Source organism: Dyella sp. BiH032, assembly GCF_031954525.1.
Lineage (GTDB): Bacteria > Pseudomonadota > Gammaproteobacteria > Xanthomonadales > Rhodanobacteraceae > Dyella_D.
Window position 1 is genome coordinate 4,572,856 of the sequence record NZ_CP134867.1, and the last position, 25,540, is coordinate 4,598,395.

The window sequence follows — 25,540 nt, forward strand, 5'->3', positions numbered from 1 at the left end:
ACCTGCGTCAGGCCTCGGTGAGCGTCTTCGCCAACGCTTCCAGCCGGTCCAGGTAGGTTTCCACCTGGGCCCGGAACCGCAGGGACTCGCCCAGCGCGTCGTATTTGCGCTCGGACTTGAGGTCGTGTTCCAGCTTCTCGCCCTGCGCGGTCAACGGCGTGCTGCCGAACACCTGGAGCCCGCCGAGCAGGCGATGCATCCAGTGCGCCACGTCTGCCGGGCGGCGCTCAGCCACCAGCATGTGGAGCGTCAGCAGGTCGTTGCGGGTGGTGCGCACGAAGCGCGCGATCAGGGCATGGATGACCTGATCGTCGCCGAAGCTTTCGCGCAAGGTGTTCAGATTGATCTCGAAGGCCGGCTCGGCGGCGGCGCTGGCGGCGTTCTCGGACCGGCCCTGCGCGGCGCCGAACAGGTGCTCCAGCTTGGCGCGCAGCTCGGGGATGCGCACCGGCTTGGGCAGGAAGTCGTCCATGCCGGCGCTGGTGCAGCGCTCCAGCTCGCCGGGCATGGCGTTGGCGGTCATGGCGAGGATGCGCAGGTGCGCGCCGTCGTGGGTTTCGTGGCGGCGTACCGCGCGGGCCAGCTCATAGCCGTCCATGAGCGGCATGTGGCAGTCGGTGATGAGCAGGTCGTAGGAGCGTCTGTCCAGGGCGTCCAGCGCCTCTTTGCCATTGGATACCACGTCGCAGCGATAGCCTAGTTTCTCCAGCTGGGCGGCGATCAAGGTCTGGTTGATCGGGTTGTCCTCCGCCACCAGGACGTGGATGTCGGCCTTGTGCACCCCGGTGCTCAACGGCGCGGCCTCGCCCTCGCCGACGTCCAGGCCGAGCGCGCGCTGGCAGGCAATGGCGAAAGTGGACCACTTCAGGGGGTTGTTGGATACCGTGATGCCGGACGCGCTGCTGGAATAGCCGTGCGGATCGGGAATGTCGGTGACCGCGATACAGGCCTTCGCCTCGTCGGGCCGGCTGGCGCCGAACTCTTCGTCGACGAAGAGCAGGTCGGGATACGCGTCTTCCACGGTGTTTTCCGCCACCGTCAGGCCGAGTGCATGGAGATAGCCCCGCAGTGCGTGAGCCGACGTGGCATCGGTCACGGCCACGCGCGCGACGCGCCCCCGCAATGCGTGGTGCGAGAGCTCGCGGCGGTGGATCGGCAGCGGCAGCTCCACCTGCATGCTCGTGCCGTGGTTGACCCGGCTCTCCAGCGAGATGGTGCCGCCCATCAGCTCCACCAGCCGGCGGCAGATGTACAGGCCCAGCCCGGTGCCGCCGTAGCGGCGCGTGGTCGAGGATTCCGCCTGGGTGAACGGCCGGAACAGGCGCTCGGCCTGGTCCGGCGACATGCCGATGCCGGTATCGACCACGCTGAAGCGGACTCGCTGGACGGTACCGGTGTCCTCCAGCACCTCCACGCGCACGCTCACCGAACCCAGCATGGTGAACTTGATGGCGTTGCTCAGCAGATTGAGCAGCACCTGGCGCAGGCGCACGTTTTCGGCGCTCACTTCCGCGGCAAGCCGTTCGTCGAGGTCCACGGTCAATGCCAGGCCTTTGCCGTGCGCCTGCGCCGCGAGCACGCTCACCGTGCTGTCGACGAGGTCGCGCACGTCCACCGGGACATACTCGATGGCGAGGCGGCCCGCTTCCATCTTGGAGAAATCCAGCACGTCGTCGAGGATCTGCAGCAGCGCGGTCGCCGATGCTTCGACCGTGCCGAGCAGCTGCCGCTGTTCCTCGCTGAGGGGCGTATGGCCCAGCAGCTCGAGCATGCCGATCACGCCATTCATCGGCGTGCGGATTTCGTGGCTCATGGTGGCCAGGAACTCGGTCTTGGCCTGGGTGGCGCTCTCCGCCTGCTCCTTGGCCTTGGCCAGTTGCTCGGCCTGGCGGTGCTGCTCGGTCACGTCCACCCAGTAGCCGGTGAAATGCACCGCGCCGTCGACCAGCCGCGGCGTTGCGCTGGTATAGACCCAGCGCATGTCCTCGCGCGAGTCGATGCGCATGACGGACTGCATCGGCGTGAGCGTGCGCGCGGCGCGGTCCACTTCGGCCATCAGCGGCAGGCGGTCGGCTTCGACGATGGTGGCCAGCGCGCTGGGTTCGTCGTCGATGAACACCTGCGCGCCGATGCCGAACATCGGCTCGGGGTTGCCGGCGACCAACATGAAGCGAACGCCTTCCTCGCGCGTATAGCGGAACTTGTAGACCACCGCCGGCAGGTTGCGCGTGATGTCGGTGAGCTGCTCCTCGGTGCGCCGGCGCTGGCGGGTCTCGCGGCGCAACCGCAGGTAGGCATAGGAAACCGTGCACAGGAATAGCAGCACGATGGCTATCACCGGCAGCGTCTTGCGCGCGATCTCGCGCCAGGTGCCGCCGTAGGTGTAATGCGAGGCGAGCCAGGTGTTGCGGATGGCCTGCTGCTTGCGCTCCGACATGTTCACCAGCACGCGGTTCATCAGGGGAACCAGCGGGGCGTATTTCTTAGCCACTCCCATGGCGAGCACGACGTGCTCTTCCGTGGGCGCATTGATCTTGAGACGACCCTGGAAGCGCTCGCGTATCACGAAATCGGCATTGGCGATGTCGCCGATGAAGGCATTGGCGGTGCCGTCGGCGACCTGGGCAAGACCTTCCTCGGTGCTTGCGACGGCCACGACGTTGACGCCGCGCATCCGGTCGATGATCGCCTTGATGGATTGCTTGGAGGTATTCGCGGTGACCGTCCAGCCGACCATGTCGCTGGTGCCGGTGATGGCGCCCGCCTCTGCCCGCGTGACGACCATGACGGGGTAATCCACATAGCCCACCGTGAAGTCCAGCACCTTCGCGTGCTCGGGGCTCATCGGCGAAATCGCCGGCAGCAGGTCGACCTTATCCTCGGCCAGCAGCTTGGTGACCTCGTTCCAGTTTCGCGCCGGTACGTAGGTAAGCCGCAGATTGAGTGCCCTGGCAACCTCGCGCAGGTAATCGCTGGAGATGCCCGCAGGCTGGCCGTGCCGGTCCAGCAGTGTGTAGGGCGGCGAAGTCGGATCGATGGAGACGCGCAATGGCGGCAGTTCCCGCAGCCAGGCGCTTTCTTCCTCGCTCAGCGGAACTGCGGAGTCGTCGCCGCGCACGTGGCGCATGTCGCCATTGAGCCAGGGAGCGCGAAGCCTCGCATGGTCTTCGTTGGTCAACTGCGACATGGCCTTGTTCAGTGCCCCGATCAGTTCCTGGCGATCGTGAGGGGCCGCGAAGCAGAGCGCCGAAATGGGCAGCGCCACGGGCACGCCAACACGCAAGGTGTTCTGCAGTCCCGCTTGCTCGATGGACAGCCGTGCCGCGTAGGGATCCTCGATATAGGCTTCGGCGCGGCCGTCCACGACCATCTGCAGGGCGTCGCGCGTGCTCGACGCCAACAGCAGCTTCACACCGGGAATGTATTTGCCGGCGGTCTCCGAAGCGGCATCGCCGGCGACGCTCACCAATATGGCGTTGCGCAGGCCCGACGCATCCCGCTGCCGCTGGTTGTCGTGGCGGGTCACCAGGGTCGGGAAATCCTCGAAGTACGAGGCGCTGAAAAGCAGGTAACCCATGCGCTCGGGAGTGGGCGACATGTTCATCAGGAGGTCGACGGCGCCGGACTTGGCCGCGTTGCGCGCCGAACGCCAATCCGGGTACACACGGTAGGTGACATTGATGCCAAGCATGCGGGTCAGCTTGGCGAGGTAGTCGGGTGCCAGACCCCTGACCTTCCCGCTGGCCGCGCTTTCGAACGGGGCGAAGCCCTCCTGGTAGGTGCCGACGACGATGGTCGGGTGCGTCTCGATCCAGCGCTGCTCCTCCGGCGTCAGAGACACGTCCTGGGCCACCACGAGGCGGACCGCGCAGAACATCGTAATCAGAAGGCAGTAGCGCAGCCAGGCCATCGGGACGTCCATTCAAGAGTGGTGACAGGTCGCGCTCGGCACCTGTCCGTTGCGGTACGGCCACCGTCGCTTCCATGACGGCCGTGGCAGATCCGAGGCCTTTGTCGTGTTCTCTCTACGACGTGGCGATGGGATGATGGCGGTTCGGGCGATCAGCGCATCGAGGCAGGAGCCGGCCAGGCGTCTTGGTCGCATGCTTCGGCCCACTGCGCCACCCGCCGCGCGTCCCGTTCGGTCCGCACGGCCACGCGCGTGGCGTAATGCGGTGAGCCTGCTTCGCGTTCGGCCAGGTGGGTGGCGAAAGCCACGGCATCGAATAGCTCCTCGCGATGACCGATCGGCTGGTTGTTGCGAAGAATGGCCCAACCGCGGTCCGGCCTGCTGGTGACGTGGTAACTCACTAGGGTCGTCATGGGATGGCGCTCTCTGTCGTGGACTGCGGTAAGTGCAGTTCGTCAAGGGAGCGGCCACCTTAATCAGCCTATTCGTAGCGATAAATCGGAGCAGTCCGAAATATCATCCCTGCCCTCCTTGGCCTGAGACATTACGCGGCGGTCTCAGATGATCCCGTGCTCGCGCGCATAGCTCACCATGTCGCGATCGTGGTTCAGGCCCAGCTTTTTCATCGCCTGCCGCTTTTGCGTACTCACCGTCTTCACGCTGCGGCTGAGCCGTTCGGCGATCTGCGTCACGGACAACCCGCTCACGTAGAGGCGGAACACCTCCATTTCCCGCGGCGAAGGCTGGTTGGTGGTTTCGGTTGGCGATTCGCGCTCGCTCTGCTCGAAGCGCTCGCGCAGCGAGGTGCTCATGAAAGGCTTGCGCTGCATGACCGCCCGCACCGCATGGACCAGTTCGCCCATGGCGGACCGTTTGTCGGCCAGGCCCAGCACGCCCTTGTTCTGCAGCGTCCGCAGCACGCCGACGTTGTTGACCATGGTCTGCACGATGACCGGCACCTGCGTGTAGCGCGAAGCCAGCAGGGCGATCAGCGGAAGGCCGTCGCCGTGGCGGTGGCTCGCGGTGGCCTCGCGCTCGTCGCTGCCCGGCATGGAGAAGTCCGTGATGATCACGTCGCAGGGCTGCCGCTTCAGCAGATCGACCAGCTCGTGGCCATTGCTGGCTTCGCCGACGACACGGATGTCTTCCTGGCGCTCCAGCACCGCCTTGACCCCTGCGAGAACGACCGGATGGTCATCCGCAACAATGACTCGAATCATCACGCTTTCCTCGTGATTTCGGTGGTCCCCGCCCTATGCGCGGCCTTCGTTCCATGGGCATCCGAAAGCCGCAAGCTCCGCTCCGGGAGCCAGGCCATGCTCCGACGCCGTTCCTGGGCGAAGCTGTCTCTTCCGTAGATAGGATTACTCTTATTCATGTCGCTGCCAAGGTAGGTCGTGCGATGAAATGACGTTTTTTTCACGCGTCACTGCAAAGTAACTAAACGTTTGGGACTCTTTCCAGCCGGTAGGGAACAGGTAGGCGGCTTTCGGACCCGCAAATAAAAGTTCTCCGATAATGGCCAGAGGCAGAATGAGATTTGTCCGAATGAAATTAGGAAGGTGACCAATTGAGATTTTTCTCAATCGCGGGGCATGGAGAGAAGACGACCGGAGATCCTGCCAAGCATTAGTTCTGGTCAAACGCCAGCCCCCCCCCTGCCACTTTCGGTGTTTTCCCCGTCCTGATGGCATAATGGCCGTTCATGACTGCCCGCTCGGCAGTACTCGTCAGGCCGCCTTCCGCCACCCACACGAGTCGAGGCGCCGGCTTTCGCCGGCCGGATCGCTGCGCAGTCGCCACTGAATCTTCTTTAGTTCACGGTAATCGCATGGTCGCATTGGCAACGGAGCACGTGATCGACGTGCATCACTGGAACGACACTCTCTTCAGCTTCCGCACCACGCGCGATCCGGGCTTCCGCTTCGACAGCGGTCAGTTCGTGATGATCGGGCTGGAGGTGGAAGGGCGTCCGCTGATGCGGGCGTACTCAATCGCCAGTGCGCACTGGGAAGAGCATCTGGAGTTCTTCAGCATCAAGGTGCCGAACGGGCCGCTGACGTCGCGCCTGCAGCACCTGAAGCCGGGCGACCCGGTCACGGTCAGCCGCAAACCCACCGGCACGCTCGTGCTCAACGATCTCAAGCCCGGCAAGCATCTGTACCTGCTGGGCACCGGCACGGGCCTCGCGCCGTTCATGAGCATCATCCGCGATCCCGATACCTACGAACGCTTCGACAAGATCGTGCTCGCGCACGGCGTGCGTCACGTCAACGACCTGGCCTACGCGGACTACCTGGAGAAGGAGCTCCCAGCGCACGAGTACCTGGGCGAGCTGGTCCGCGAGAAGCTGATCTACTATCCCACGGTGACGCGCGAGCCGTACCGCAACCGCGGCCGTATTACGGACGCGATCGCCGACGGGATGATGAGCCAGGCCATCGGCCTGCCGCCGCTCCACCCCGATACGGACCGCGTGATGCTCTGCGGCAGTCCCTCGATGCTGGAAGACACCAGCGCGCTGCTGGACGGCCGCGGCTTCCAGGTCTCGCCGCGCACGCGCGAACCGGGCGACTACGTGGTCGAGCGGGCGTTCGTCGAGAAGTGAATCCGAGAGCCTGATCAGGCTCGAAGGGACGTCGTCACTGGCGGACGCGCCCCTGCCCTTCGTTGTCCCAGTAACCGAAGATCCGACGCGCCACCAGCTTGTACAGCCGCTTGAAGGTGGCACGCCACAGCCGCGCGTGTGGCGCCGGCGTGGCCAGGATCGCGCGCTGACGCGCGCTCAGCGCCTCCGGGCAGTATGTGCGCTTGTGCTTGAGCAGATGGCGCAGATCTTCGCGCGCCAGCAGACGGAACAGTGCCCCGCGCCGGCCGCGCGTCCAGGCGATCTGGAAATCCACCAGCGCGGGCTGGCCGTCCTCCCGCACCAGCCAGTTGGGTTCCTTGGCCAAGTCGTTGTGGACGATGCCGCGCCTGTGCAACGCCGCCAGCAGGCGCAGGGCGTCGCGGTAATAAGTCCGATCGCGCGGCTGTGCCTGCTGCATCGGTGCCCCGGCGATATAGCCGCGCAGGAGCTCCCGGCCATCCCAGTGCAGCAACGGTGGAACCCCTTCCACGCCCTCGAGCCGGGCCAGCGCCCGCGCTTCCCGGGCGGCGGCTCGCCGTGCGAAGGCACGCGCCCACCAGCGTGCGGCACGGACATCGCGCCGAATCACCGGCACGCCGCCGCGGCGGGTGAGTTCGATGCGGCCCAGTTCATCGGCCTTGAGCAGGGTGGTGTCGGTGTCCACGCGAATTCCGGTGTGCGGCGGCGGGGTACACTCGCCCGCCATGCTGCCTAGCGGCCTATTGTGGCCGATCCGCCACCGACACGCCGGAACATGCCGATGGACATCGCGCTCTACCTGCTGGCCGCCCTGCTGATGATCGGCGGGCTCGCCGGCACCATCCTGCCGGCGCTGCCGGGCATCCCGATGATCTTCGGCGGCATCTGGCTGGCCGCCGCCGTGGATGGCTACCAACGCGTGGGCACCGGCTGGCTGCTCACGATCGGTGCCCTGGGCGCCTTCGGCGTCGCGGTAGATTTCATCGCCGGCGTGGCCGGCGCCAAGCGTGTCGGCGCCAGCCGGACCGCGCTCTGGGGCGCAACGATCGGTACGGTCGTAGGCATGTTCTTCGGGCTCGCCGGGCTGCTGCTCGGGCCGTTCGTCGGTGCGCTCGCGGGCGAACTGGCCTCCGGCAACAGCGTGCTGCGCTCGACCCACGTGGGCATCGGCACCTGGCTCGGACTGCTGTTCGGAACGCTGGTGAAGCTGGTGATCTCGCTGCTGATGCTCGGCCTGTTCGGCTTCGCCATGCTGGTCGGCTGAGCGCCGACCCCACATCGCGTTCGACCACCCCGGAGACCTTCGGCACAGGCGCCTGGGACGGCAGACACCTAGGCTTCCGCGACCACTCTTAGGGAACCGAATCATGTACAGACGCCTAGCCTTCGTCGTAGCCGCCTCGCTGGCGGCGGCCGGCTCCGCCCATGCCCAGGCCAAGTCGCCCGAATGGATCGAACGCAGCAACGCCGACGCCAAGGTGCTGCTGGAGGTGATGGCGCGCTTCTCGCCGGAATTCGCCTCGCAGGTCGGCTTCCCCGGCTACGACGACAAGGTGACGGACCTCAGGCCCGGCATCGACGAACGCTCGCGGGCCGCGCTGGTCGACGCCAAGGGCAAGCTGCAGAAGCTGCTGGTGGCGGAGAAGGACGCCAACGTTCGGCAGGACCTGCAGATCATGCTGAAGACCGTGGACCAGCAGATCGAAGGCATCGACCTCAATCGCCGCTACATGTTGCCGGTGCAGGACGTGGGCCAGCTGATCTTCGGCGGCGAATTCGCGCTGCTGAAGGACGACGTGGACCCCAAGCGCCGCGCGCTCGCCCTCAATCGCCTGCAGTGCTATGTGGGCAAGGCGCCGGGCTGCGAGCCGATCGCCGAGCTGGCCAAGGCCCGCACCAACGAGCAGCTGGGCAACAAGTCGCTGCTGGGTCCGTACAAGGGCGAGATCGAACAGAAGCTGGCCAACACGCCGCGCTACGTCGAAGGCGTCCGCCAGCTCTTCGCCAAGTACAAGCTGGATACCGCCGAGGGCAAGGCGGCCCTGGATGCGCTCGACAGCCAGCTCAAGGATTACGACGCCTGGGTGCGCAGCACGGTGCTGCCGCGCGCCCGCGCCGACTTCCGCCTGCCGGAGCCGATGTACGCGTACAACCTGAAGCAGGTCGGCATCGACATTCCGCCGCAGGAACTGATCAAGCAGGCGGAGCTGGAGTTCGTCGAACTGCGTTCGGCCATGCAGATGATGGCGCCGGTGGTCGCGAAGGCCGAGAACATCCAGGCCACCGACTACCGCGACGTACTCAAGGCGCTGAAGAAGCAGCAGCTGTCGAAGGACCAGGTGATGCCGTGGTACCACGAGGTGATCGCGAAGATCGAGGACATCATCCGGCGCGAACGCATCGTCACCCTGCCCGAGCGCAAGATGGCCATCCGCATGGCCTCCGATGCCGAGGCCGCGGCCGTGCCGGCGCCGCACATGGATCCGCCTCCGTTCATCAACAATAAGGGCGAACAGGGGACGTTCGTGCTGACTATGGGCAATCCGTCGGCGAAGGCCGGTGGCTCGGACGCCTATGACGACTTCACCTTCAAGGCGGCGGCGTGGACGCTCACCGCACATGAAGGCCGTCCCGGGCACGAGCTGCAGTTCGCGGCGATGGTGGAGCGCGGCGTCTCGCTGGCGCGCAGCCTGTTCGCGTTCAATAGCGTGAACGTCGAAGGCTGGGCGCTGTACGCGGAGGCCGAGACGCTGCCGTACGAGCCGCCGGCGGGCCAGTTCGGTGCCCTGCAGGCGCGCATGATGCGTGCGGCACGCGCCTACCTCGATCCGATGCTCAACTTGGGCCTTATCACGCGCGAGCGCGCCCACGAAATCCTCGTCCACGAGGTGGGCCTGTCCGAAGCGATGGCGCGCCAGGAACTGGATCGCTACACCTTCAACAGCCCCGGCCAGGCGACGGCCTATTTCTACGGCTACATGCGCCTGCAGCAGCTGAGGCTCGAAACGGAACTGGCGCTCGGCTCGCGCTTCGACCGCAAGGCCTTCAACGATTTCGTGATCGGCCAGGGTCTGCTGCCGCCGGAGCAACTGGCGGAAGCCGTGCGCACGCAGTTCATTCCGCAGCACGCCAAACCGCATTGAACGACGTCCGCGGGACGCATTCCTCACTCAAAGCCGGCGTTGACGCGCCGGCTTTTTTTGCGCCGCGGCACCGCGCGCCAGCCAGGCGGCGAAAGCGGGCGTGTCGCGAGTGAGCCAACGCGGCAGCACCACATATTGGCGGCTGGGCGCCGCGCCCGGGCGCGGCAGGAAGGGCATCGCGCCATCCAGCGTCAGCAGCTCGTCGCGGTCGCTGGGCTTGACCTTCAACGCAATGCCGCCGGCGCTCAACCAGGCGCAAGGGCGTTCGGATAGATAAGCCATCTGGCCGCCGAACATGGGGTGGAAACGCAGCTCGTGCGCCAGTCCCAGATGCGTCGCGGCATCTTCCAGTTCGCGACGGAGGGCCTCCGTCGCCGCGTTCAAGCGACGGAGGCGGTGTCGGGGATGACGTAAAGCAGCACGGCCAGGTAATGCAGCACGCTGCCGGCGAGCACGAAGAAATGCCAGACGGTGTGGTGGTAAGGCATGCGGCGCGCGAGATAGAACGGCACACCCGCCGTGTAGGCCACGCCGCCGGCGATCAGCAGCGCCATGCCGCCGGTCTCCAGGTGCGCACTCAGCGGCTTGAAGGCGATCATGCCGATCCAGCCCATGGCTATGTACAGCAGCACCGCGAACTTCCTGTAGCGTTTGAGCACCCCCAGCTCGAGCGCGCTGCCGGCGAGCGCCAGCGCCCAGATCGCGCCGAACAGGCTCCAGCCCCACGCGCCGGGCAGGGCGACCAGGGTGAACGGCGTGTAGGTGCCGGCGATCAGCAGGAAGATCGCGATGTGGTCCAGCGTGCGCAGCACCCGCTTGGCCAGTTCGCCCGGGACGGCGTGATAGAGCGTGGAGGCGGTGTACAGCAGGATCAGCGTGGTGCCGAAGACCGCGCTGGAGACGATGGCCCGGGCATCCCCCACGAGCGCGGCGTAGGCCACCAGGGTGGCGAGCCCGGCGATGCTCAGCAGGATGCCGATCCCGTGGATGACGCTGCTGGCGAGCTCGTCGCCGAAGGCATAGCGCGGGGCCGCGGCGCTGGACGTGACCGACATGGGATTTCCTCGAGGAACAGACGCGCTGGCTGGCGCACTGCTCACCTTACCCGCGCGGCGGGTCGTTGCATACTCCCGCGCACGGAGATCAGGCCGGCTATTCGATGATGAAGGCGCCGAAGGCGATGCCGATATTCCAGCCCTCGCCCGTGCCGCTGAGCGCCAGCGAGACGTTGCCCTTGGTCAGCACCTGGGCCGCGGCCGACTTCTCGGCGCCGACGTGCACTTGGGCGTTGGCGTAGTGGCCCTTGATCTCACCGATGCTGCCCACCCCGGAAAACTTGCCCACGCCGTCGGTGATCCGGGTCTTGCCGAACGTGAGGCCGCCGCCCTTGACCCGAATCCGCACGTGCATGCTTTGCCCGTTGTCGCAGCGGACGGTGCCGCTGCCGGTGGCGGTCTGGTAGAACACCGACCAGCCGGACACCTGGAAGTCCATCTTGCAGGACACCTCGGCCGCCCGGGCCGGTGCCGGCAGCGCTCCGCACGCCGCGGCGGCCAGCAAGGCGCAGCCCAGCCATGTCTTCCCCATGTCGTTCTCCTGACCCTCGACGCCTGCCCGTACCGGACAGGCCGCATTGTGTGGTGCCATGGATGAACGGTCGTGAATGCGGCGTTCACGCGGCTTGAACGCGCGCCAAAGCCGGCCATCCACAGAATCCGCAGTCCGGGCATCTCCCCCTCTCTCCCCCGATGCCCGGCTCATTGAGCCCCGCCTCCTGTGCGGGGCCTTTTTTTGTCCTGCGTCAAACCGCCCCGGTGGACGCGGGGTAAGCTGGGGCCGGACTGGCGAATGGAGCGATTCAATGCCCTGCACCGACCTGCTGTTGTATCTCCAGGAAACCGACCTGCACTCGCCGGGGCCGCGGGCCGCGGCGGCGCTGGCCGCCCGGCTCGGCGCACGGCTGGACGGGCTCTACGTCGCCGACCTCCCCGCCGCCGCCTTCAGTCTGCCCGAGGCCGTGCCGGTCCAACTGGAAGAAACACGGCGCCGCTGCGTCGAGGCGGAGGAACACGGTGCGGAATGGCAGCAGCTGCTGGCATCGCGCGGCCTGGCTGGCCAGTGGCGCGTCGCCCAGGGCGACACCGTGCAGACGGTCTGCCAGGCCGCCGCCGGCTACGACTACCTGGTGATGGAGCGCAGCCAGCAGCGCAGCGATGCGCCGGTGGGTTTCGGCACGGTGTCGCGCTGCGTGTTCGGCAGCGATCGCCCCGTGCTGGTGGTGCCCGACATCGCCCGCGTCGACGAGGTAATCGGCGCGCGCGTGCTGGTGGCCTGGAACGGCAGCCGCGAATCGGCCCTGGCCCTGGCCGCCGCGGTCCCCGTGCTGCAGAAGGCCGACGACGTGCTGGTCCTGGACGGTAGCGAGATGTATGCCGACACCGTTGCCGTGCTGCCCCCGCCCGGCCTGGCCGACTGGCTGGAACGTCATGGGATCCGGGCACGCATCCAGACCCTCGATGCCGGCCCCACCCACGCCGCAGGCATTCCCATCCTGGACGCCGCACGCGCCCATCGGGCCGACCTGCTGGTGATGGGCGCCTGGAGCCGTTCGCGGCTGGCGCAGATGGTCCTGGGGGGAACGACCCGCCACCTCTTCATGCACGGCGACCTGCCCATGCTGGTAGCGCACTGATCATCGACCCCTGGCGATACCCTTTCCGACCACGGGAAGAGAATACGCGGAGCCTACCTCCGTTCGGCCGTCCATACACCTACTTGCGCCAGCGTTTCCGACGGGCATAGTCTGAAGCCGCGTTCAGCACGATCCCCCTGCGTCCCCACGCAGCGTGTCCAGGACGCGTCCAACACATCGCATCGTCAGGAGGTCGCTCATGCCGTCCGCAAGCCTGGCTGTCGCTCATCGTCCGTCCCACGGTCCTCACGACCAGACCCATCCCGACCGCGTGCGCATCGCCGCTCTCAGCGCGGCGATCGCACTCAATCTCGCGGCGTTGCTCATGGTGTTGCGGCCGGTCGCGCCGCAGTTCGCCGCGTCGATAAAAAACACCGATGAAATGGTCGTCAACTGGATCACGCCCAAGCCGAAACAGCCCGATCCGCCGCAGATCGAAATGAAGGCACGGCCCGTGCCACCGCCTCCGGCCGCGCATGCACAGCCGAAATCGCTGCCGCCACCGGTGGCCGTTCCGACCGACGAAGGCACCGTCGTCGCGCCGCCGGCCGTTCCGGCACCGAGCGTGGAACCGGCGCAAGTCGTGGCGCCGCCGGTCGCCGACCCGTCGCCCATCGAGGCCTCGCTGGCGTACCGGACGGCGCCGCTGACGTTCCCGCCGCAGGCGATCCGCAGAAAAATGCAGGGCACCGTGATGCTGCGGGTTCTGGTCGACGCCGAGGGAAAACCCGTGCAGGTGGTGATCGAAACCTCCAGCGGTTACGAGCTGCTCGACAAGAGCGCGCGCGATCAGGTGCTCGCCAACTGGCGCTTCCAACCGGCGACATCGCAGGGACGTCCGGAGTCGGCCTGGGCGCGCGTGCCGGTGAGTTTCGATCTGCGCCAGCTTTGACGTCGCGTTCTCTTAGACGCTCTTCGACACCCTTGAAGAACTCGCCTTGAAGAACTAAGGGGCCGGCCGGACCTCATGCGCCCGGCCGGCCCCTTCACGGCAAATCATCCGTCTTTCAATGGGCCGTGCGGGTCGGCTGCGGTGTCGACCGCGAAGCACGTACGACCAGCCACACCAGCGCGGCGAGCAGAAGCATCGGCAGCAACGCCGGCAACAATGCCAGCAGGACGAGCGGCGCCGCGATCAGCAGCGCCAGTCCGCCGAACAACAGACCGAACAAGGCGCCCATCGCCCCCAGCACGCCGCCCACGACGGCGAACGTCAGCTTGAACGCCAGGCCGATCAGCGAACCGACCAGCCACAGCGCCAACACCGCCATAACGATCACGATAAGCTCGAACACGGCCTTCCTCCCGGGGCAAACCGCGCGATGCGCGGACCGATCGCCCACGCCTTCAGCATGCGCGCACCATGCCTTGGATGCATGGCGCGGAAGTCATGCCGAAGGGGTTACAGGTCCTTAACGGCCGGCATGATCCACTGCGCCCGGTTTCAACCGAGTTCCGCCGCATGAAGCACTCCATGCACACCCTCAAGGCGCTGCGTGATATCGCTTTCGACCTCGGCGTCGGCAAGCATCCTGACCTCGCCGCCATGGCGCGCGAGCTGGGGCGCGTGGTCCATCGCGACAGCGCCGCATTGAACGAAGGACTCCTGGAACTGCGTACGCGCCAGCGCGGGTTCGAGCGCTGGTTGCTCGCCGAGCGCAGCAAGCCTGCCATCAGCATGCTCGTCATGGCATGGCCGGCCAATCACGGGACGCCCGTGCATGACCACGACGGCCTGTGGGGATTGGAACTGGCCCTGCACGGTGCACTCGAGGTGCAGGCCTGGTCCCGCGATGTGGCGACCGGCGAGCTGAGCCTGAAGGGCCAGGATTGGCTGGGCCCCGGCGATGCCACCTGGTTCGACGCCGATGCCGGCTATGCCCATCGCTGTCGTAATCTTTCGCGGCACGAGACCGCGCTGACGCTTCACGTCTACGGCGGCGATCTGGCAAAGTACCTTGCGTATGAGCGCAGCGCCGAAGGCGGCCAGTGGCTCGCCCGGCCGCAACACGCCGCGATCACCGGCCGGCTGAGCGCCTGAGCGCTCCCCTTTCCTCCGGCCGGTTTCGACCAACTTAAGGAGTGGCATGTATCGACGGGTCGCCATCATCGGCGGCGGCGCGGCGGCGGCGACGCTGCTGAGCGAGCTGCTGGAGCGCCAGCCGGCGCAACCGCTGCATCTGGATTGGTTCACCGGCGGCGGTGCGCCCGGCCGCGGCGTGGCGTACGGCACACGTTCGGAGCGGCACCTGCTGAACGTGCGCGCCGCGTCGATGAGCATGTTCGCCAGCAAACCGCGCGGGTTCCTCGAATTCGCGCAGCGCGGCGACGGCAGCATCGCCGGCACGGACTTCCTGCCCCGCCGGCTCTACGGCGACTACCTCGAAGCAGAGGTAGAGCGCGCGCTGGAACGGGCCAAATCGCTCGGGCACGACGTGAACGTCATTCCTTTCAAAGTGGACAGCCTGGTACCCGAGCACGATGGCGTCACGATCCTCCACGGCGAGGAAAGCACGCACGTCGATGCCGCCGTGCTCGCGCTCGGCGCGCTACCCCCGCAGCCGTTGAGCGGCGTGAGCGATGCCGCCATCGCCAGCGGGCGCTACGTGGTCGATCCCTGGTCGTTCCTGGCCCAGGCGGAGCCCGATCCCGCGCCACGCAAGATCGTGCTGATCGGCCTGGGCCTTACCGCGGTCGACGTCGTGCTGGAACTGGCTGCGGTGTGGCCGAATGCCACCTTCACCGCGATCTCGCGCCATGGCCTGCTGCCGGAAGCGCATCTGTCGTCGGCCAGCGCGCCGGCCGATGACGGTGCCGACCTGATCGAAGCGATGCGCGCCGCACCGGACATCCGCACCTGGATGCGCCTGCTGCGCGATGCGATCGCGCACAGCAGCGACTGGCGCGTGGTCATCGACAGCATGCGTCCGCACACGCCCTCGCTATGGCAGGAACTTCCGCGCGAGGAGCGCGCCCGCTTCTTGCGGCACGTGCGCTGGGCATGGGAGCGCGCGCGCCATCGCATGGCGCCGCAGGTGATGGCGCAGATGGAGGAGCTGGAACGCGCCGGCCGCTTCCATCGCGAGCGGGCGCGCCTGCATGCGGCTGACGTCGAAGGCGATCATCTGCACCTGAGCATCACGCCCACCGGAAGCTCGACGCCGCAAGCCATGGACGCCGACCTGGTGATTCAGACCATCGGCCTGAATACCGATGTCCGGCGCACGGGCCACACGCTGGTACGGCAGCTGGCCACCAATGGCCACATCACCCCCGATCCGCAAGGCCTGGGCTGCATGTCGACGAAGGAAGGGCGTCTTCAGCACGACGGCGCGACCTGGCCCCATCTTTACGCGATGGGCAGCCTGCTGCGCGGCACCTTCTGGGAATCCACCGCCATGCCGGAAATCCGTCAGCAGGCACGGCAGATGGCGGACATTCTGCTAGCCGGGCAGGAAGAGAAACGGCGGCACCGGGCGGCAGAAGAACGGCGATGACAAGGGGCGCGCATACCGCGCCCCTTCGCTTTCATGCGCCCACCACTCAGGCGAAGCCGCCGAGCACCAGCTTGCCGACCATGCTGCCGCTTTCCAGGCGCTCGTGCGCGCGCCGCAGGCTGGCCGCATCGATCGGCCCGAGATGTTCGCGCAACGTCGTCCGCAGCACGCCTGCATCGACCAAGTCCGCCACTTCGTTGAGTAGCTGGTGCTGCGCTTTCATGTCCTCGGTCTGGAACAACGGACGGGTGAACATGAATTCCCAATGCAAGGACAGGCTGCGCCGCTTGAGCAGGCCGATGTCCAGCGTGCCTTCCGGGTCGTCGATCAGGCCGAACTTGCCCTGCGGCTTGAGCAGTTCGACCAGCACCGGGTAGTGCTGGTCGGTGTGGGTGAGGCTCAGCACGTAGTCCACTCCCTGCGGCGACACGGCCAGTACCTGTGCCTTGAGGTCGCCGCCATGGTCGACCACGTGGTGCGCACCCAATTCTTTCACCCATGCCTGCGTTTCCGGGCGAGAGGCCGTGCCGATCACGGTCAGGTTGGTCAGGCGCCGCGCCAGCTGCACCGCCATCGAGCCCACGCCTCCGGCCGCGCCGACGATCAGCACCGCCCCCGTCTGCGCCGCATTGCCGCGGGGAATGCCGAAGCGGTCGAACAGCAGCTCCCACGCGGTGATGGTGGTCAACGGCATCGCCGCGGCCTGGAACATGTCCAGCGTGGCCGGCTTGCGCCCGGCGATGCGCTCGTCCACCAGCTGCAGTTCGGCATTGCTGCCCGGGCGATCCAGCGCACCGGCGTAGTAGACGTGATCACCCGGCTTGAACAGCGTGACCTCGCCGCCCACGGCTACCACCGTGCCAGCGGCGTCCCAGCCGAGCACTTTATCCGCGCCTTGCGGATCGACCCGGCGGCGGATCTTCGTATCCACCGGATTCACCGACACCGCTTCCACCCGCACCAGCAGATCGCGGCCGCCCGGCACGGGCTCGGGCAGGGTCACGTCGATCAGGCACTCGGCATCGGTGATGGGCAGCGAGCGGCGGTAGGCAACGGCTTTCATGGCGACTCCATGGGATGGCTTCCGGGAAGGAAAATGGACCTGCTCAGGGAATGATCCTGCGCCGGCGGAAATCGTCAAACAGTGACGTGAACATATCCCGCGTGTCCACGTAGTCGTGGAAACCGAAACGCCGCGCCTTGGTGCCGTCGCCGAACATGTCGTAATCCCAGGAGAACACGAAGTCGGCAAAGCGCCAGGACGAGACGTCCGCGTAAGCATGGGGTTCCAGCCCATGCCGCGCCTGCATATCCCGCCACAACGGCTCCTTGTCGGCCATGACGCCGTCCAGCGACATCGGCAGCGGCGGCGCCACGTCCAATTCGAAGTAGCCTGCGATGAAAGGCCACATCTCGCTCCAGCGGAACAGATCGCCGTTGTTGATGTTGAACGCCTGGTTCGCGCAGCGCGCGTCTGTGGCGGCCCACACCGTCGCCCTCGCCAGCAGGCCGGCATCGGTCATCTCCAGCAGCCGGTCGTAGGCGCCCGGCTTGCCCGGAAAGCGCAAGGGGATGCCGAGTTCCTTCGACATCGAGGCATAGACCGCGATAGCCAGCGCGAGGTTCATGGGATTGCCCAAGGCGAAACCGCCCACCACGGCGGGACGGATAGCCGTCCAAGTCCAGGCCTGGCCTTGCTGCCGCGCTTCCAGCAGGCGCTGCTGGTCGTGCATGAATTCCGGGGGCATGAAGGCCGCGTCGGTTTCGCGTGCCGGTGTCTTGAAGGGTCCCAGGTGGCCGCCATAGACCTTGTAGCCCTGCATCAGGCTGACGTGGCGCAGGTCCGAAGCGACCGGCTCGATGGCGTCGAGCACATGCCGCAGCATGGCCACGTTCGGCGGAACCAGCTCGGCCCAGGTCGGGCGATCCTGGTAGGCGGTATAGAACACGTGTGTCACATCGCGCAGCGGCGCGAGTTTGGTGCGGGCATCGGCGGCGTCGAGCAAATCGACCGCGACATGCCTCACGCGTTCATCGCTTTCGCCGCCGCGCCGGGAAAGGCCGATCACTCGCCAGTCGTCCAGCGTACGCAGATGGTCGATGAGATTGCGGCCGATGACGCCCTGCGCGCCGACCACGAGAGCCGTCTTTCGATTCGTTTCCATGGATGTCTTCCGGACGTCAGGCCGCGCAAGAAGCGGTGGCCAGAGCGCGGCGCCGCTCCAACGCCATGCTCCACACGGTGGTCAGCAGGCCGAGTACGGTAACGGCCGCGCCCGCGATGCCGAGTGCCGGCAGGCCCATCCCGCCATCGATCACCAGGCCGCCGATGAACGCGCCGATGGCATTGCCCAGGTTGAAGGCGGCGATGTTGAGGGTTGAGGCCAAGTGCGGCCCATCGACCGCCTGTTGCACCACGCGCATCTGTAGCGGCGGCACGGTCGCGAACGCGGCCACGCCCCAGACGAACACGGTCACGACGGCCGCCACGGCGTGGTGCATGGTCCAGGAGAAAGTAGCGAGGATCAGCGCGAGCACCACCAGGATCGTCACCAGCGATGGCATCAGGCGCCAGTCTGCCAGACGACCGCCGAGCAGATTCCCCAGCGTCGTGCCTACGCCGAACAGCACCAGCACCCAGCCCGTGGCCCCGGCGCTGATGTGGGATTGCGTCTGCAGAATCGGCGCGATGTACGTGAACACGGTGAACACACCACCGAAGCCGAGTACAGTCATCGCCAGCGCCAGCAGCACCTGTGGCTGGCGCAATACCGCCATTTCGCGGCGCATGTCCGGCGCGTGCAGTTCCGGCAGCGGCGGCACGAGGCGCCATACGCCGAGCGCGGCGATCACGCCCAGCACGGTCACTGCGCCGAAGGTGGAACGCCAACCGCTCCATTGCCCGAGGAACGTGCCGAACGGCACGCCGAGCACGTTGGCCAGGGTCAGCCCCGCGAACATCAGCGCGATGGCGCGTGCGCCCTGCCCGCGCGGCACCACGTGCGAGGCAACGACGGCGCCGATGCCGAAGAACGAGCCGTGACAAAACGCGGCAACCACGCGCGCCAACATCAGCACGGCGTAGTTCGGCGCGATGGCGCACAGTGCGTTCCCGACGATGAACAAGCCCAGCAAGGCCAGCAAGGCATTGCGGCGCTCCAGCTTCGCCGTGAGCGCCGCCAGCAACGGCGCGCCGGCAGCGACGCCCAGCGCATAACCGGAGACCAGCAGACCGGCGGAAGGAATGCTCACCCGCAGGTCCGCTGCCACTTCCGGCAGCAAGCCCATGATCACGAACTCGGTGGTGCCGATGGCGAAGGCTGCTACCGACAAGGCCAGCAGCGCGGCACGCGAGTGGTCATGCCCGCTCGCGCGCTGGCTTGAGGGATCAAGGGATGTGGCAGAGGGTGGGGACATGGGCCGGCCTCGCGGAAGGGAGGCGGTACTGTGCTGCTTGCCGGAGAGGAGGGGAATTGCCCAAACTGCGCAATCATCTTTTCCGGAATATTGAAGATGGTCGAACTCGAGGACATGCGCCTATTCGTGCGCGCCGTGACCTCCGGCAGCCTGTCCGCGGCCGGACGCGAATTGAACCTTTCCCCCGCCGTCGCGAGCAAGCGCCTCTCCCGGCTGGAACAGGCCCTCGGCGTGCGGCTGCTCCAACGGAGCTCGCGCCGTCTCGCCCTCACCGGCGAAGGCAACTGCTACTACGAGCGCTGCGTGAGCATCCTGGCCGACCTGGACGACGCCAATGCCTCCGTGCGGTTGGGGCAGATGGAGGTGCGCGGGGCGCTGCATGTATCCACCGCGCTGGATCTGGGCCGCCAGTACGTCGGCCCGCTGGCGGCGGCGTTCGCGGCATTGCATCCGGAACTGCGCGTGCGCATCAGCGCGTCCGACGCGATGCTGGACCTGTTCGAGCACGGCGTGGACGTGGCCGTGCGCAGCGGCGCCATGGCCGATTCGCGCCTGATCTCACGGCGCATCGCCCTCAACTATCGCGTGGTGTGCGGCGCGCCGGCCTACCTGGCCAAGCACGGACAACCGCGAAGCACGGCCGACCTGGCACAGCACGCCTGCCTGATGCTGCACCGCCCCGGCAGAGGCATCCTCCCCTGGATGCTGCAGACGCCCGAGGGGCCGCGGCCGCTTCGCCTGGACGCCTCGCTCACCACCGACAGCGGCGACCTGATGCGCGAGCTGGCCATCGCCGGGCATGGCCTCGCCTTCAAGTCGATCTGGGACATCGCCGCGGACGTGCGGGCCGGCAGGCTAGTCCCGGTACTGACCGACTGCGCCATCCAGGAGGCGCACATCTACGCGATCTACCCCAGTCGCGATTATCTGCCCGCGCGCATCCGGCTGTTCGTCGATCACCTGCAGGGGAAGATGCAGGAACAGGAGGCCGGCGTGCTCGAGCTGATCCGTACGGCAGGCAGCTGATCGGTCGTAGCCGCTGTCGTATCGCGCTTGGGACCGATGGACAGCCCTTTCTCGCAGTGGGCATTTGCCCCCGGCTGAGGGGGGGCATGCCGCTCTGCGGATCCCGCGCTATGCACATCGCACCCAGGCGTCGCCGAGCAACGTGGCCGATCTGCCGTCACCCGCCTCTCGAGAGCCGGCGACGCAAGCTTCGCGAAAGCCTTGAACTGCAAAGGTTTTCGCAAAATCTTGCGCGTTGTCGATGCGAATGATTCTCGAACATAATCGCGTTCGCTTGCTGCAATATTTCCTGGGGTCCTTCATGCGTTCTGCTTCCGACCGGCGCCACGCCGGACTGTTCGTCTTGCTTTGCTTCCTGGTTCTCGGTGTCGCCGCGGCGCCGCCGGCGCGGGCCGAGGAAAGCCAGTTCGGCTACGTCTACACCACCGACCTGCTGCCGCAGGGAGCGAAGGAAGTCGAGCAGTGGCTGACCTGGCGTCACCGGAAAGTCGCCGGCCGCTTCGACCAGCTCGACGGGCGGACGGAATTCGAATACGGACTCACCGACCGTCTGCAGGTCGCCTTCTATGCCAACTACGTGTGGGCGTCGGCGTATCGCAATGGACCCTTTGGACAGACCACTCCGCCGGAGCCGCTGTCCTACGACCAACCCGGCCCTTACCAGCATTACGACGCCAAACGCTTCGTCGGCTGGTCCGGCGAAGCCATTTACCGGTTGTGGAGCCCCTACACCGATCCGCTCGGCGTCGCGCTCTACATCGAGCCGACCGTCGGCCCTGCCTTCCGCGAACTGGAAGGCAAACTGATCCTGCAGAAGAACTATCTCGACGACCGGCTGGTCCTCGCTTTCAACCTCACCTACGCGCCGGAGTGGCGCTACCAGGAAGAAGAAGACCGCCCCGGCCACAAGACCTGGCAGGAAGAAACCGACGTCAATGCCGGCTTCGCCGCCTCTTACCGCTTCCGCGAAAACTGGTCACTCGGCTTCGAATTCCTCAACGAGCGCGAGTACGCCAGCTACAACTTCAAGCGCGAAGCCAACAGCGGTTTCTTCGTGGGGCCGTCCCTGCACTTCGGCGGCAAGAAGTTCTTCGTCACGGCGACCTTCCTGGAGCAGTTGCCCTGGGCGAGCGAGCATTCGGACTCCGTGCCGGGGGCGATCGTCGGTCGTCGCGTCTACGACAACGATTTCGAAAAGTACCGCCTGCGCGTAAAAGCCGGCTGGTATTTCTGAGGAGGCACCCATGCGTTCGCGTTTCCTGCTGGTTCCCGCCTATGCGCTCGTCGCCGCGGCACCTGCCCACGCCACGGTCTATCTCAGCGTCGAACAGGCGCAGGCGCTGATGTTTCCCGGCGCCACGCTCACACCTGAATCCATCACGCTCACGCCGGAGCAGATGAAGGCCATCGAGAAAGACAGCGGCGTGAACGTGCTGTCGCCGAACCTGAAGGTCTGGCGCGCATCCACCGGCGGCCTGTTCATCGCCGACCAGGTGGTGGGGAAGCACGAGTTCATCACCTTCGCGCTCGCCATCGATACCCAAGGCGCGGTGCGTGACGTCGAGATCCTCGAATACCGCGAAACCTTCGGCGACCAGGTGCGCAACGCGGCCTGGCGTGCGCAGTTCACCGGTAAGACGCACGGTGCACCGCTGAAGCTGGGCGACGACATCAAGAATATCTCCGGGGCCACCTTGTCCAGCCGGCACATCACTGACGGCGTCAAGCGGTTGCTCGCCACTTATGCGCTCGTGCTCGCCCATGGTTGAACGGGCTCGCCCCCTGCTTGGCACCACGGTGGCGATCCGGGTCGAGCGGATGGACGAGGATGGCGCCCACCGCGCCATCGAGGCGGCCTTCGCTGCGGTGGCGGAAGTCCATCGCCTGATGAGTTTCCACGAGCCGGACAGCGATCTTTCCCGCCTTCACCGCGCACGCTGCGGCACGCGCGTGCCACTGGCGGCTCCCACCGCCGACGTGCTGCGCGAGGCCCTGCAGCTGTCCGCCTGGAGCGACGGCGCATTCGACGTGAGCATCGCCGGCCGACTGGTCGCCGCCGGTTTGCTGCCGCCGCCGGCGGATACGAGGCCGCCGGATCGCGGAAGCTGGCGGGACATCGAACTCGATGATGAAGACGGCGTGCGCCTGGCCCGCCCGTTGTGGATCGACCTCGGCGGCATCGCCAAGGGCTATGCCGTGGATCGCGCGGTAGCAGCGCTACGCGAATATGGCGTCGCACAGGGTAGCGTCAATGCCGGCGGAGACTTGCGCCTGCTCGGCGAAGGCCCGCACTTCGTCGCCATCGATACGGGCGCCAATGCCGGCGGCATGGACATCGAGCCTTCGGAACAACCCGTCCTTGAACTCGGCGAGGCAGCCGTGGCGACCAGCCACTCCCGGCACGCACGCGCCGCCATTCCTCATCTCGATGGCCGCACACTCGCGCCGGCCGGGCCCGGCGAATGCGTCACCGTGGTGGCGGAACGGTGCATCCACGCCGATGCGCTGACCAAGGTCGTGCTGGCGCTGGGCGACGCTAGCGAGGCACTGCTGCGCCGCTACGACGCCACCGCCTACCGGCAGGACTTGCACGGCCAATGGACCACGCTGGGAATGCCAGCGTGAAACCCCACCCTCACCATCACGCCGTCATTGGCCACCGCGCACCGTTGCGGCTGTCGCGGCAACGGCGCTACCTGGTTTATGCGGTGGGCTGGTTGCTTTGGCTGAGCGGCGCGCTATGGCTGCTGTTCCACTATGCGCTCATGCAGAAGGGCGAGTTCGGCGATACGCCGCACCCGCTCGAGCCCTGGTGGCTGCGGCTCCATGCGGCCATGGCCTTTGGAGCGCTATGGACGTTCGGCCTGGTCTGGGGCGCGCACGTCGTCGCGGGCTGGCGTACCGGCCGGCTGCGCTGGTCGGGAGCCACGGCGGTGGGCGTGCTGACCTGGCTGGCGCTCAGCGGCTACCTGCTTTATTACCTCGGCGACGAACGCTGGCGCTCGCTGACGTCGGTGGCGCACTGGGTGGCGGGCCTCGCCCTGCCGGCCATGCTGGCGCTGCACATCGTGCTCGGCCGGCGCCGCGCCCGGCGCTCCTGAATTTTCAGCTTTCGGGATCCTGCCCGCCGCGCTTGTGGCGCAGCAGCAGGCGGGACAGGAAAACCCCCAGCCCGACGCCCAGGAACTCGAAGAACACACGCGTGCCCAGGCCGTCGAAATCGTGGACCTCGGCCAGCTTCACCTTGAGGAACTGGATCGACTCCACCCGGCCGTAATTGAAATAGACCATGTCCCACAGGTCGCCGCTGGCGGTCAGCAGTAGCGCCATCAGGCTCGACCACGCGGTGCGCAGGCCATGCGCCCAGCCGTTGCGATTACCGATCCAGTTGAACAGCGCGTACAGCACGAATGCGGCCACTGCCGAGATCGCGCCCGCCTCGAGGCCGCCGATCAGGCCATAGCCCATCCACGATTGGTCGTAATGCATCGGTGTCCCACGGTTCCGCGTTGCCGGCGCGCATTATGCCTGCACGGCGGAAATACGCCCGGATGTGACGCAGTGCCGTTTGTCGGCCGCGGGCCGTCGGCCGGGCGCCCATTCCGTCACATCCTGGCCGGCGGCGCAGCGGCTAGACTCGTCCCATCGAGACACCGCTTGACGCGACACCCCCATGCGATACCCCATCAGCCAACGCGCCGCTTTGATCCTCGTGGATGTGCAGCCGGACTTCATGCCGGGGGGAAGCCTGGCCTGCCACCAGGGCGACGCCATCGTTCCTGGCATCCGCCAGCTGCTGGACAGCCGGGCATTCCGCCATGTGGTCGCCACGCAGGACTGGCATCCGCGCGGACACGTTTCCTTCGCCGCCAGCCACCCGGGCCGTGCGCCGTTCGATCGCATCCCGCTGTATGGCCACGCGCAGACCCTCTGGCCCGACCATTGCGTGCAAGACACCCCTGGCGCGGCGCTGCATCCGTCCATCGACTGGTCCAGCGTGGACATGGTGGTGCGCAAGGGCAGCGACCCGAAGGTCGACTCCTACAGCGGCTTCCGCGAAAACTACGGCCCCCACGGCACGCGCCCCAGCACCGAGCTGGCGGACTGGCTGCGCTCGCGCGGCGTGGACGAGGTGTATGTCTGCGGGCTTGCCCGCGACGTCTGCGTGCTGTGGACCGCGCAGGATGCCGTGAACCTCGGCTTCAAGACCCACGTGCTGTGGGAGCTGACGCGGCCGGTGACCCCGGAGACGGACATCACCACGCGCACGCGCTTCGAGCAGCTGGGCGTGGGCGTGGTCGAGTCGCTGCCTATCGCGGCCTGAGCCACCTGGTCCTGGCCCGGTCCAGGCGGGCCGATCTGGACCTTCCAGCTCGATGGGGTTCAGGCGTCGTCTTCGCGATCGGCGCGGACGTCTGGCCGGTCGCCTTCGTCCAGCGCGATGCTCAGCACGATCGGTCGGCAGCACACCTGGCAATCCTCCACATAACGCTGACCGCCCACGGAAGCGTCGACGAGGATCTCGATCGGCTCGCCGCAATAGGGACAATGGATGAGCACGGGTTCCAGCATGTCGCGACCATACCGCGACGCGCCGGTGCCGGCCATGCCCCCGTCTCAAAGCCCCTGGAGGCGCAGCCACTCCGTCGGCGTGGCAATGGCGAACAGACCGTCCCGCGCCGTGCGCCGTCCCAGGCGGAGCACCTCCCTGTCCTTGCTCAACAGCCAGGCCGCTCCGGTGGCCCAGGCAAGCTCGAGGAACTTCTGATCGTCCGGGTCCGCGCAACGCGGCAGGCGGATACCGCCCGGCGGCGCTTCCCTGGTCTCCTCCACTCGCCGCACCCAGCGGTCATGGGCCGCCAACGCAGCCGCGCGCGCGGCATCGCCCAGCGCCAGCTGGGGATAGGTAAGCACGCGGCACCACTCCTCGCGACAACGGGCATCCGTCACCGCTTCCGCCCGGCCGTCGGCCAGCGCACGGGCCAACGCCGCTACGGCGGCATCGCCGAAAACGAACAGATCGAGGCAGACGTTGGTGTCCAGCACCACGCGACATGGCGCGGCAGACGCGCCGGATAGGGAAACGGACATGCGGCGAACAGAAGGGGAATGCGTCGGCACGTTAGCCCGGGACAAGCGTCTTGTCGAACAAAGGTTGAGACGCCGTGCGCGCTGAAACGCTCGTATCCGTCAACGGATCGTGGAATCCTGCGTTTTTCGCAGCCCGATGGCCATGATGTCCGTGGC

The 25,540-nt window shown here is 66.9% G+C and carries 27 protein-coding genes; 13 read left to right on the forward strand and 14 right to left on the reverse strand.

What is annotated here, in order from left to right; all coding sequences use genetic code 11:
- Window positions 1-7: 7 nt before the first annotated feature.
- From RKE25_RS20135 to RKE25_RS20145, 3 genes are all read right to left on the reverse strand, one after another.
- Window positions 8-3,910, reverse strand: coding sequence for a transporter substrate-binding domain-containing protein (locus tag RKE25_RS20135; RefSeq protein ID WP_311839863.1), 3,903 nt, complete (start codon window positions 3,908-3,910; stop codon window positions 8-10).
- Between the two features lie 152 nt (window positions 3,911-4,062).
- A complete protein-coding gene (locus RKE25_RS20140; protein ID WP_311839864.1) occupies window positions 4,063-4,323 on the reverse strand; it encodes a hypothetical protein in 261 nt (86 codons plus the stop codon).
- A gap of 144 nt (window positions 4,324-4,467) precedes the next feature.
- Entirely contained in the window at window positions 4,468-5,130 is a 663-nt protein-coding gene (locus RKE25_RS20145; protein WP_311839865.1) for a response regulator transcription factor, read from the reverse strand.
- A gap of 611 nt (window positions 5,131-5,741) precedes the next feature.
- Between RKE25_RS20145 and RKE25_RS20150 the strand changes: the two genes are divergently transcribed.
- Window positions 5,742-6,518, forward strand: coding sequence for a ferredoxin--NADP reductase (locus tag RKE25_RS20150; protein WP_311839866.1), 777 nt, complete (start codon window positions 5,742-5,744; stop codon window positions 6,516-6,518).
- A 34-nt stretch (window positions 6,519-6,552) separates the two neighbouring features.
- Here the strand turns inward: RKE25_RS20150 and RKE25_RS20155 are convergent, their stop codons facing one another.
- On the reverse strand, window positions 6,553-7,203 hold the full coding sequence (locus RKE25_RS20155; protein WP_311839867.1) for an RIO1 family regulatory kinase/ATPase: 651 nt from the start codon (window positions 7,201-7,203) through the stop codon (window positions 6,553-6,555).
- Between the two features lie 96 nt (window positions 7,204-7,299).
- On the opposite strand from RKE25_RS20155, the gene RKE25_RS20160 reads away from it, so the two are divergent.
- A complete protein-coding gene (locus RKE25_RS20160; RefSeq protein ID WP_311839868.1) occupies window positions 7,300-7,782 on the forward strand; it encodes a DUF456 domain-containing protein in 483 nt (160 codons plus the stop codon).
- A 103-nt stretch (window positions 7,783-7,885) separates the two neighbouring features.
- Window positions 7,886-9,661, forward strand: a complete 1,776-nt coding sequence (locus tag RKE25_RS20165) for a DUF885 domain-containing protein (RefSeq protein ID WP_311839869.1) — start codon at window positions 7,886-7,888, stop codon at window positions 9,659-9,661.
- Window positions 9,662-9,688: 27 nt separating this feature from the next.
- Here RKE25_RS20165 and RKE25_RS20170 read toward each other — a convergent pair whose 3' ends face one another.
- The 3 genes from RKE25_RS20170 to RKE25_RS20180 all read right to left on the reverse strand — a co-directional run bounded on the left by RKE25_RS20170 (window position 9,689) and on the right by RKE25_RS20180 (window position 11,248).
- Window positions 9,689-10,045, reverse strand: coding sequence for a TfoX/Sxy family protein (locus RKE25_RS20170; protein ID WP_311839870.1), 357 nt, complete (start codon window positions 10,043-10,045; stop codon window positions 9,689-9,691).
- Window positions 10,042-10,716, reverse strand: a complete 675-nt coding sequence (locus RKE25_RS20175) for a hemolysin III family protein (protein WP_311839871.1) — start codon at window positions 10,714-10,716, stop codon at window positions 10,042-10,044. Before RKE25_RS20175 ends, RKE25_RS20170 begins: the two co-directional genes overlap by 4 nt.
- Before the next feature lie 97 nt (window positions 10,717-10,813).
- Window positions 10,814-11,248, reverse strand: coding sequence for a hypothetical protein (locus tag RKE25_RS20180; RefSeq protein WP_311839872.1), 435 nt, complete (start codon window positions 11,246-11,248; stop codon window positions 10,814-10,816).
- A gap of 274 nt (window positions 11,249-11,522) precedes the next feature.
- Here RKE25_RS20180 and RKE25_RS20185 point away from each other — a divergent pair, with 274 nt between their 5' ends.
- On the forward strand, window positions 11,523-12,353 hold the full coding sequence (locus RKE25_RS20185; protein WP_311839873.1) for a universal stress protein: 831 nt from the start codon (window positions 11,523-11,525) through the stop codon (window positions 12,351-12,353).
- Window positions 12,354-12,552: 199 nt separating this feature from the next.
- Window positions 12,553-13,245, forward strand: a complete 693-nt coding sequence (locus tag RKE25_RS20190) for an energy transducer TonB (RefSeq protein ID WP_311839874.1) — start codon at window positions 12,553-12,555, stop codon at window positions 13,243-13,245.
- Between the two features lie 115 nt (window positions 13,246-13,360).
- On the opposite strand, the gene RKE25_RS20195 is transcribed toward RKE25_RS20190, so the two are convergent.
- Window positions 13,361-13,648, reverse strand: coding sequence for a hypothetical protein (locus RKE25_RS20195; RefSeq protein ID WP_311839875.1), 288 nt, complete (start codon window positions 13,646-13,648; stop codon window positions 13,361-13,363).
- 179 nt (window positions 13,649-13,827) lie between these two features.
- On the opposite strand from RKE25_RS20195, the gene RKE25_RS20200 reads away from it, so the two are divergent.
- The gene (locus RKE25_RS20200) at window positions 13,828-14,394 is read left to right on the forward strand and encodes a cysteine dioxygenase family protein (RefSeq protein WP_311839876.1); all 567 of its coding nucleotides are present in this window, start codon (window positions 13,828-13,830) and stop codon (window positions 14,392-14,394) included.
- Window positions 14,395-14,440: 46 nt separating this feature from the next.
- Window positions 14,441-15,850 (forward strand): FAD/NAD(P)-binding protein, encoded by a 1,410-nt coding sequence (locus RKE25_RS20205; protein ID WP_311839877.1) that lies wholly within the window; start codon window positions 14,441-14,443, stop codon window positions 15,848-15,850.
- A 46-nt stretch (window positions 15,851-15,896) separates the two neighbouring features.
- Here RKE25_RS20205 and RKE25_RS20210 read toward each other — a convergent pair whose 3' ends face one another.
- The 3 genes from RKE25_RS20210 to RKE25_RS20220 are packed head-to-tail and all read right to left on the reverse strand — an operon-like array spanning window position 15,897 to window position 19,138.
- A complete protein-coding gene (locus RKE25_RS20210) occupies window positions 15,897-16,913 on the reverse strand; it encodes a zinc-binding alcohol dehydrogenase family protein (protein WP_311839878.1) in 1,017 nt (338 codons plus the stop codon).
- A 43-nt stretch (window positions 16,914-16,956) separates the two neighbouring features.
- Entirely contained in the window at window positions 16,957-18,015 is a 1,059-nt protein-coding gene (locus tag RKE25_RS20215; RefSeq protein ID WP_311839879.1) for an SDR family oxidoreductase, read from the reverse strand.
- A 16-nt stretch (window positions 18,016-18,031) separates the two neighbouring features.
- The gene (locus RKE25_RS20220; RefSeq protein ID WP_311842447.1) at window positions 18,032-19,138 is read right to left on the reverse strand and encodes an MFS transporter; all 1,107 of its coding nucleotides are present in this window, start codon (window positions 19,136-19,138) and stop codon (window positions 18,032-18,034) included.
- Window positions 19,139-19,363: 225 nt separating this feature from the next.
- Between RKE25_RS20220 and RKE25_RS20225 the strand changes: the two genes are divergently transcribed.
- The 5 genes from RKE25_RS20225 to RKE25_RS20245 all read left to right on the forward strand — a co-directional run bounded on the left by RKE25_RS20225 (window position 19,364) and on the right by RKE25_RS20245 (window position 23,394).
- A complete protein-coding gene (locus tag RKE25_RS20225) occupies window positions 19,364-20,293 on the forward strand; it encodes a LysR family transcriptional regulator (protein WP_311839880.1) in 930 nt (309 codons plus the stop codon).
- Window positions 20,294-20,594: 301 nt separating this feature from the next.
- The gene (locus RKE25_RS20230) at window positions 20,595-21,527 is read left to right on the forward strand and encodes a DUF6662 family protein (RefSeq protein WP_311839881.1); all 933 of its coding nucleotides are present in this window, start codon (window positions 20,595-20,597) and stop codon (window positions 21,525-21,527) included.
- Window positions 21,528-21,537: 10 nt separating this feature from the next.
- A complete protein-coding gene (locus RKE25_RS20235; protein WP_311839882.1) occupies window positions 21,538-22,062 on the forward strand; it encodes an FMN-binding protein in 525 nt (174 codons plus the stop codon).
- Entirely contained in the window at window positions 22,055-22,918 is an 864-nt protein-coding gene (locus tag RKE25_RS20240; RefSeq protein ID WP_311839883.1) for an FAD:protein FMN transferase, read from the forward strand. The genes RKE25_RS20235 and RKE25_RS20240 overlap by 8 nt, the downstream gene beginning before the upstream one ends.
- Window positions 22,915-23,394 (forward strand): hypothetical protein, encoded by a 480-nt coding sequence (locus RKE25_RS20245; protein WP_311839884.1) that lies wholly within the window; start codon window positions 22,915-22,917, stop codon window positions 23,392-23,394. Before RKE25_RS20240 ends, RKE25_RS20245 begins: the two co-directional genes overlap by 4 nt.
- Window positions 23,395-23,398: 4 nt before the next feature.
- Here the strand turns inward: RKE25_RS20245 and RKE25_RS20250 are convergent, their stop codons facing one another.
- Complete coding sequence (locus RKE25_RS20250) at window positions 23,399-23,782, reverse strand: hypothetical protein (RefSeq protein WP_311839885.1); 384 nt, start codon at window positions 23,780-23,782, stop codon at window positions 23,399-23,401.
- Between the two features lie 184 nt (window positions 23,783-23,966).
- Here RKE25_RS20250 and pncA point away from each other — a divergent pair, with 184 nt between their 5' ends.
- Entirely contained in the window at window positions 23,967-24,617 is a 651-nt protein-coding gene (gene pncA / locus RKE25_RS20255) for a bifunctional nicotinamidase/pyrazinamidase (RefSeq protein WP_311839886.1), read from the forward strand.
- Between the two features lie 59 nt (window positions 24,618-24,676).
- On the opposite strand, the gene RKE25_RS20260 is transcribed toward pncA, so the two are convergent.
- Both RKE25_RS20260 and RKE25_RS20265 read right to left on the reverse strand, forming a co-directional pair.
- The gene (locus tag RKE25_RS20260; protein ID WP_311839887.1) at window positions 24,677-24,865 is read right to left on the reverse strand and encodes a CPXCG motif-containing cysteine-rich protein; all 189 of its coding nucleotides are present in this window, start codon (window positions 24,863-24,865) and stop codon (window positions 24,677-24,679) included.
- Window positions 24,866-24,910: 45 nt separating this feature from the next.
- Window positions 24,911-25,384, reverse strand: coding sequence for a PIN domain-containing protein (locus tag RKE25_RS20265; protein WP_311839888.1), 474 nt, complete (start codon window positions 25,382-25,384; stop codon window positions 24,911-24,913).
- Between the last annotated feature and the right edge of the window lie 156 nt (window positions 25,385-25,540).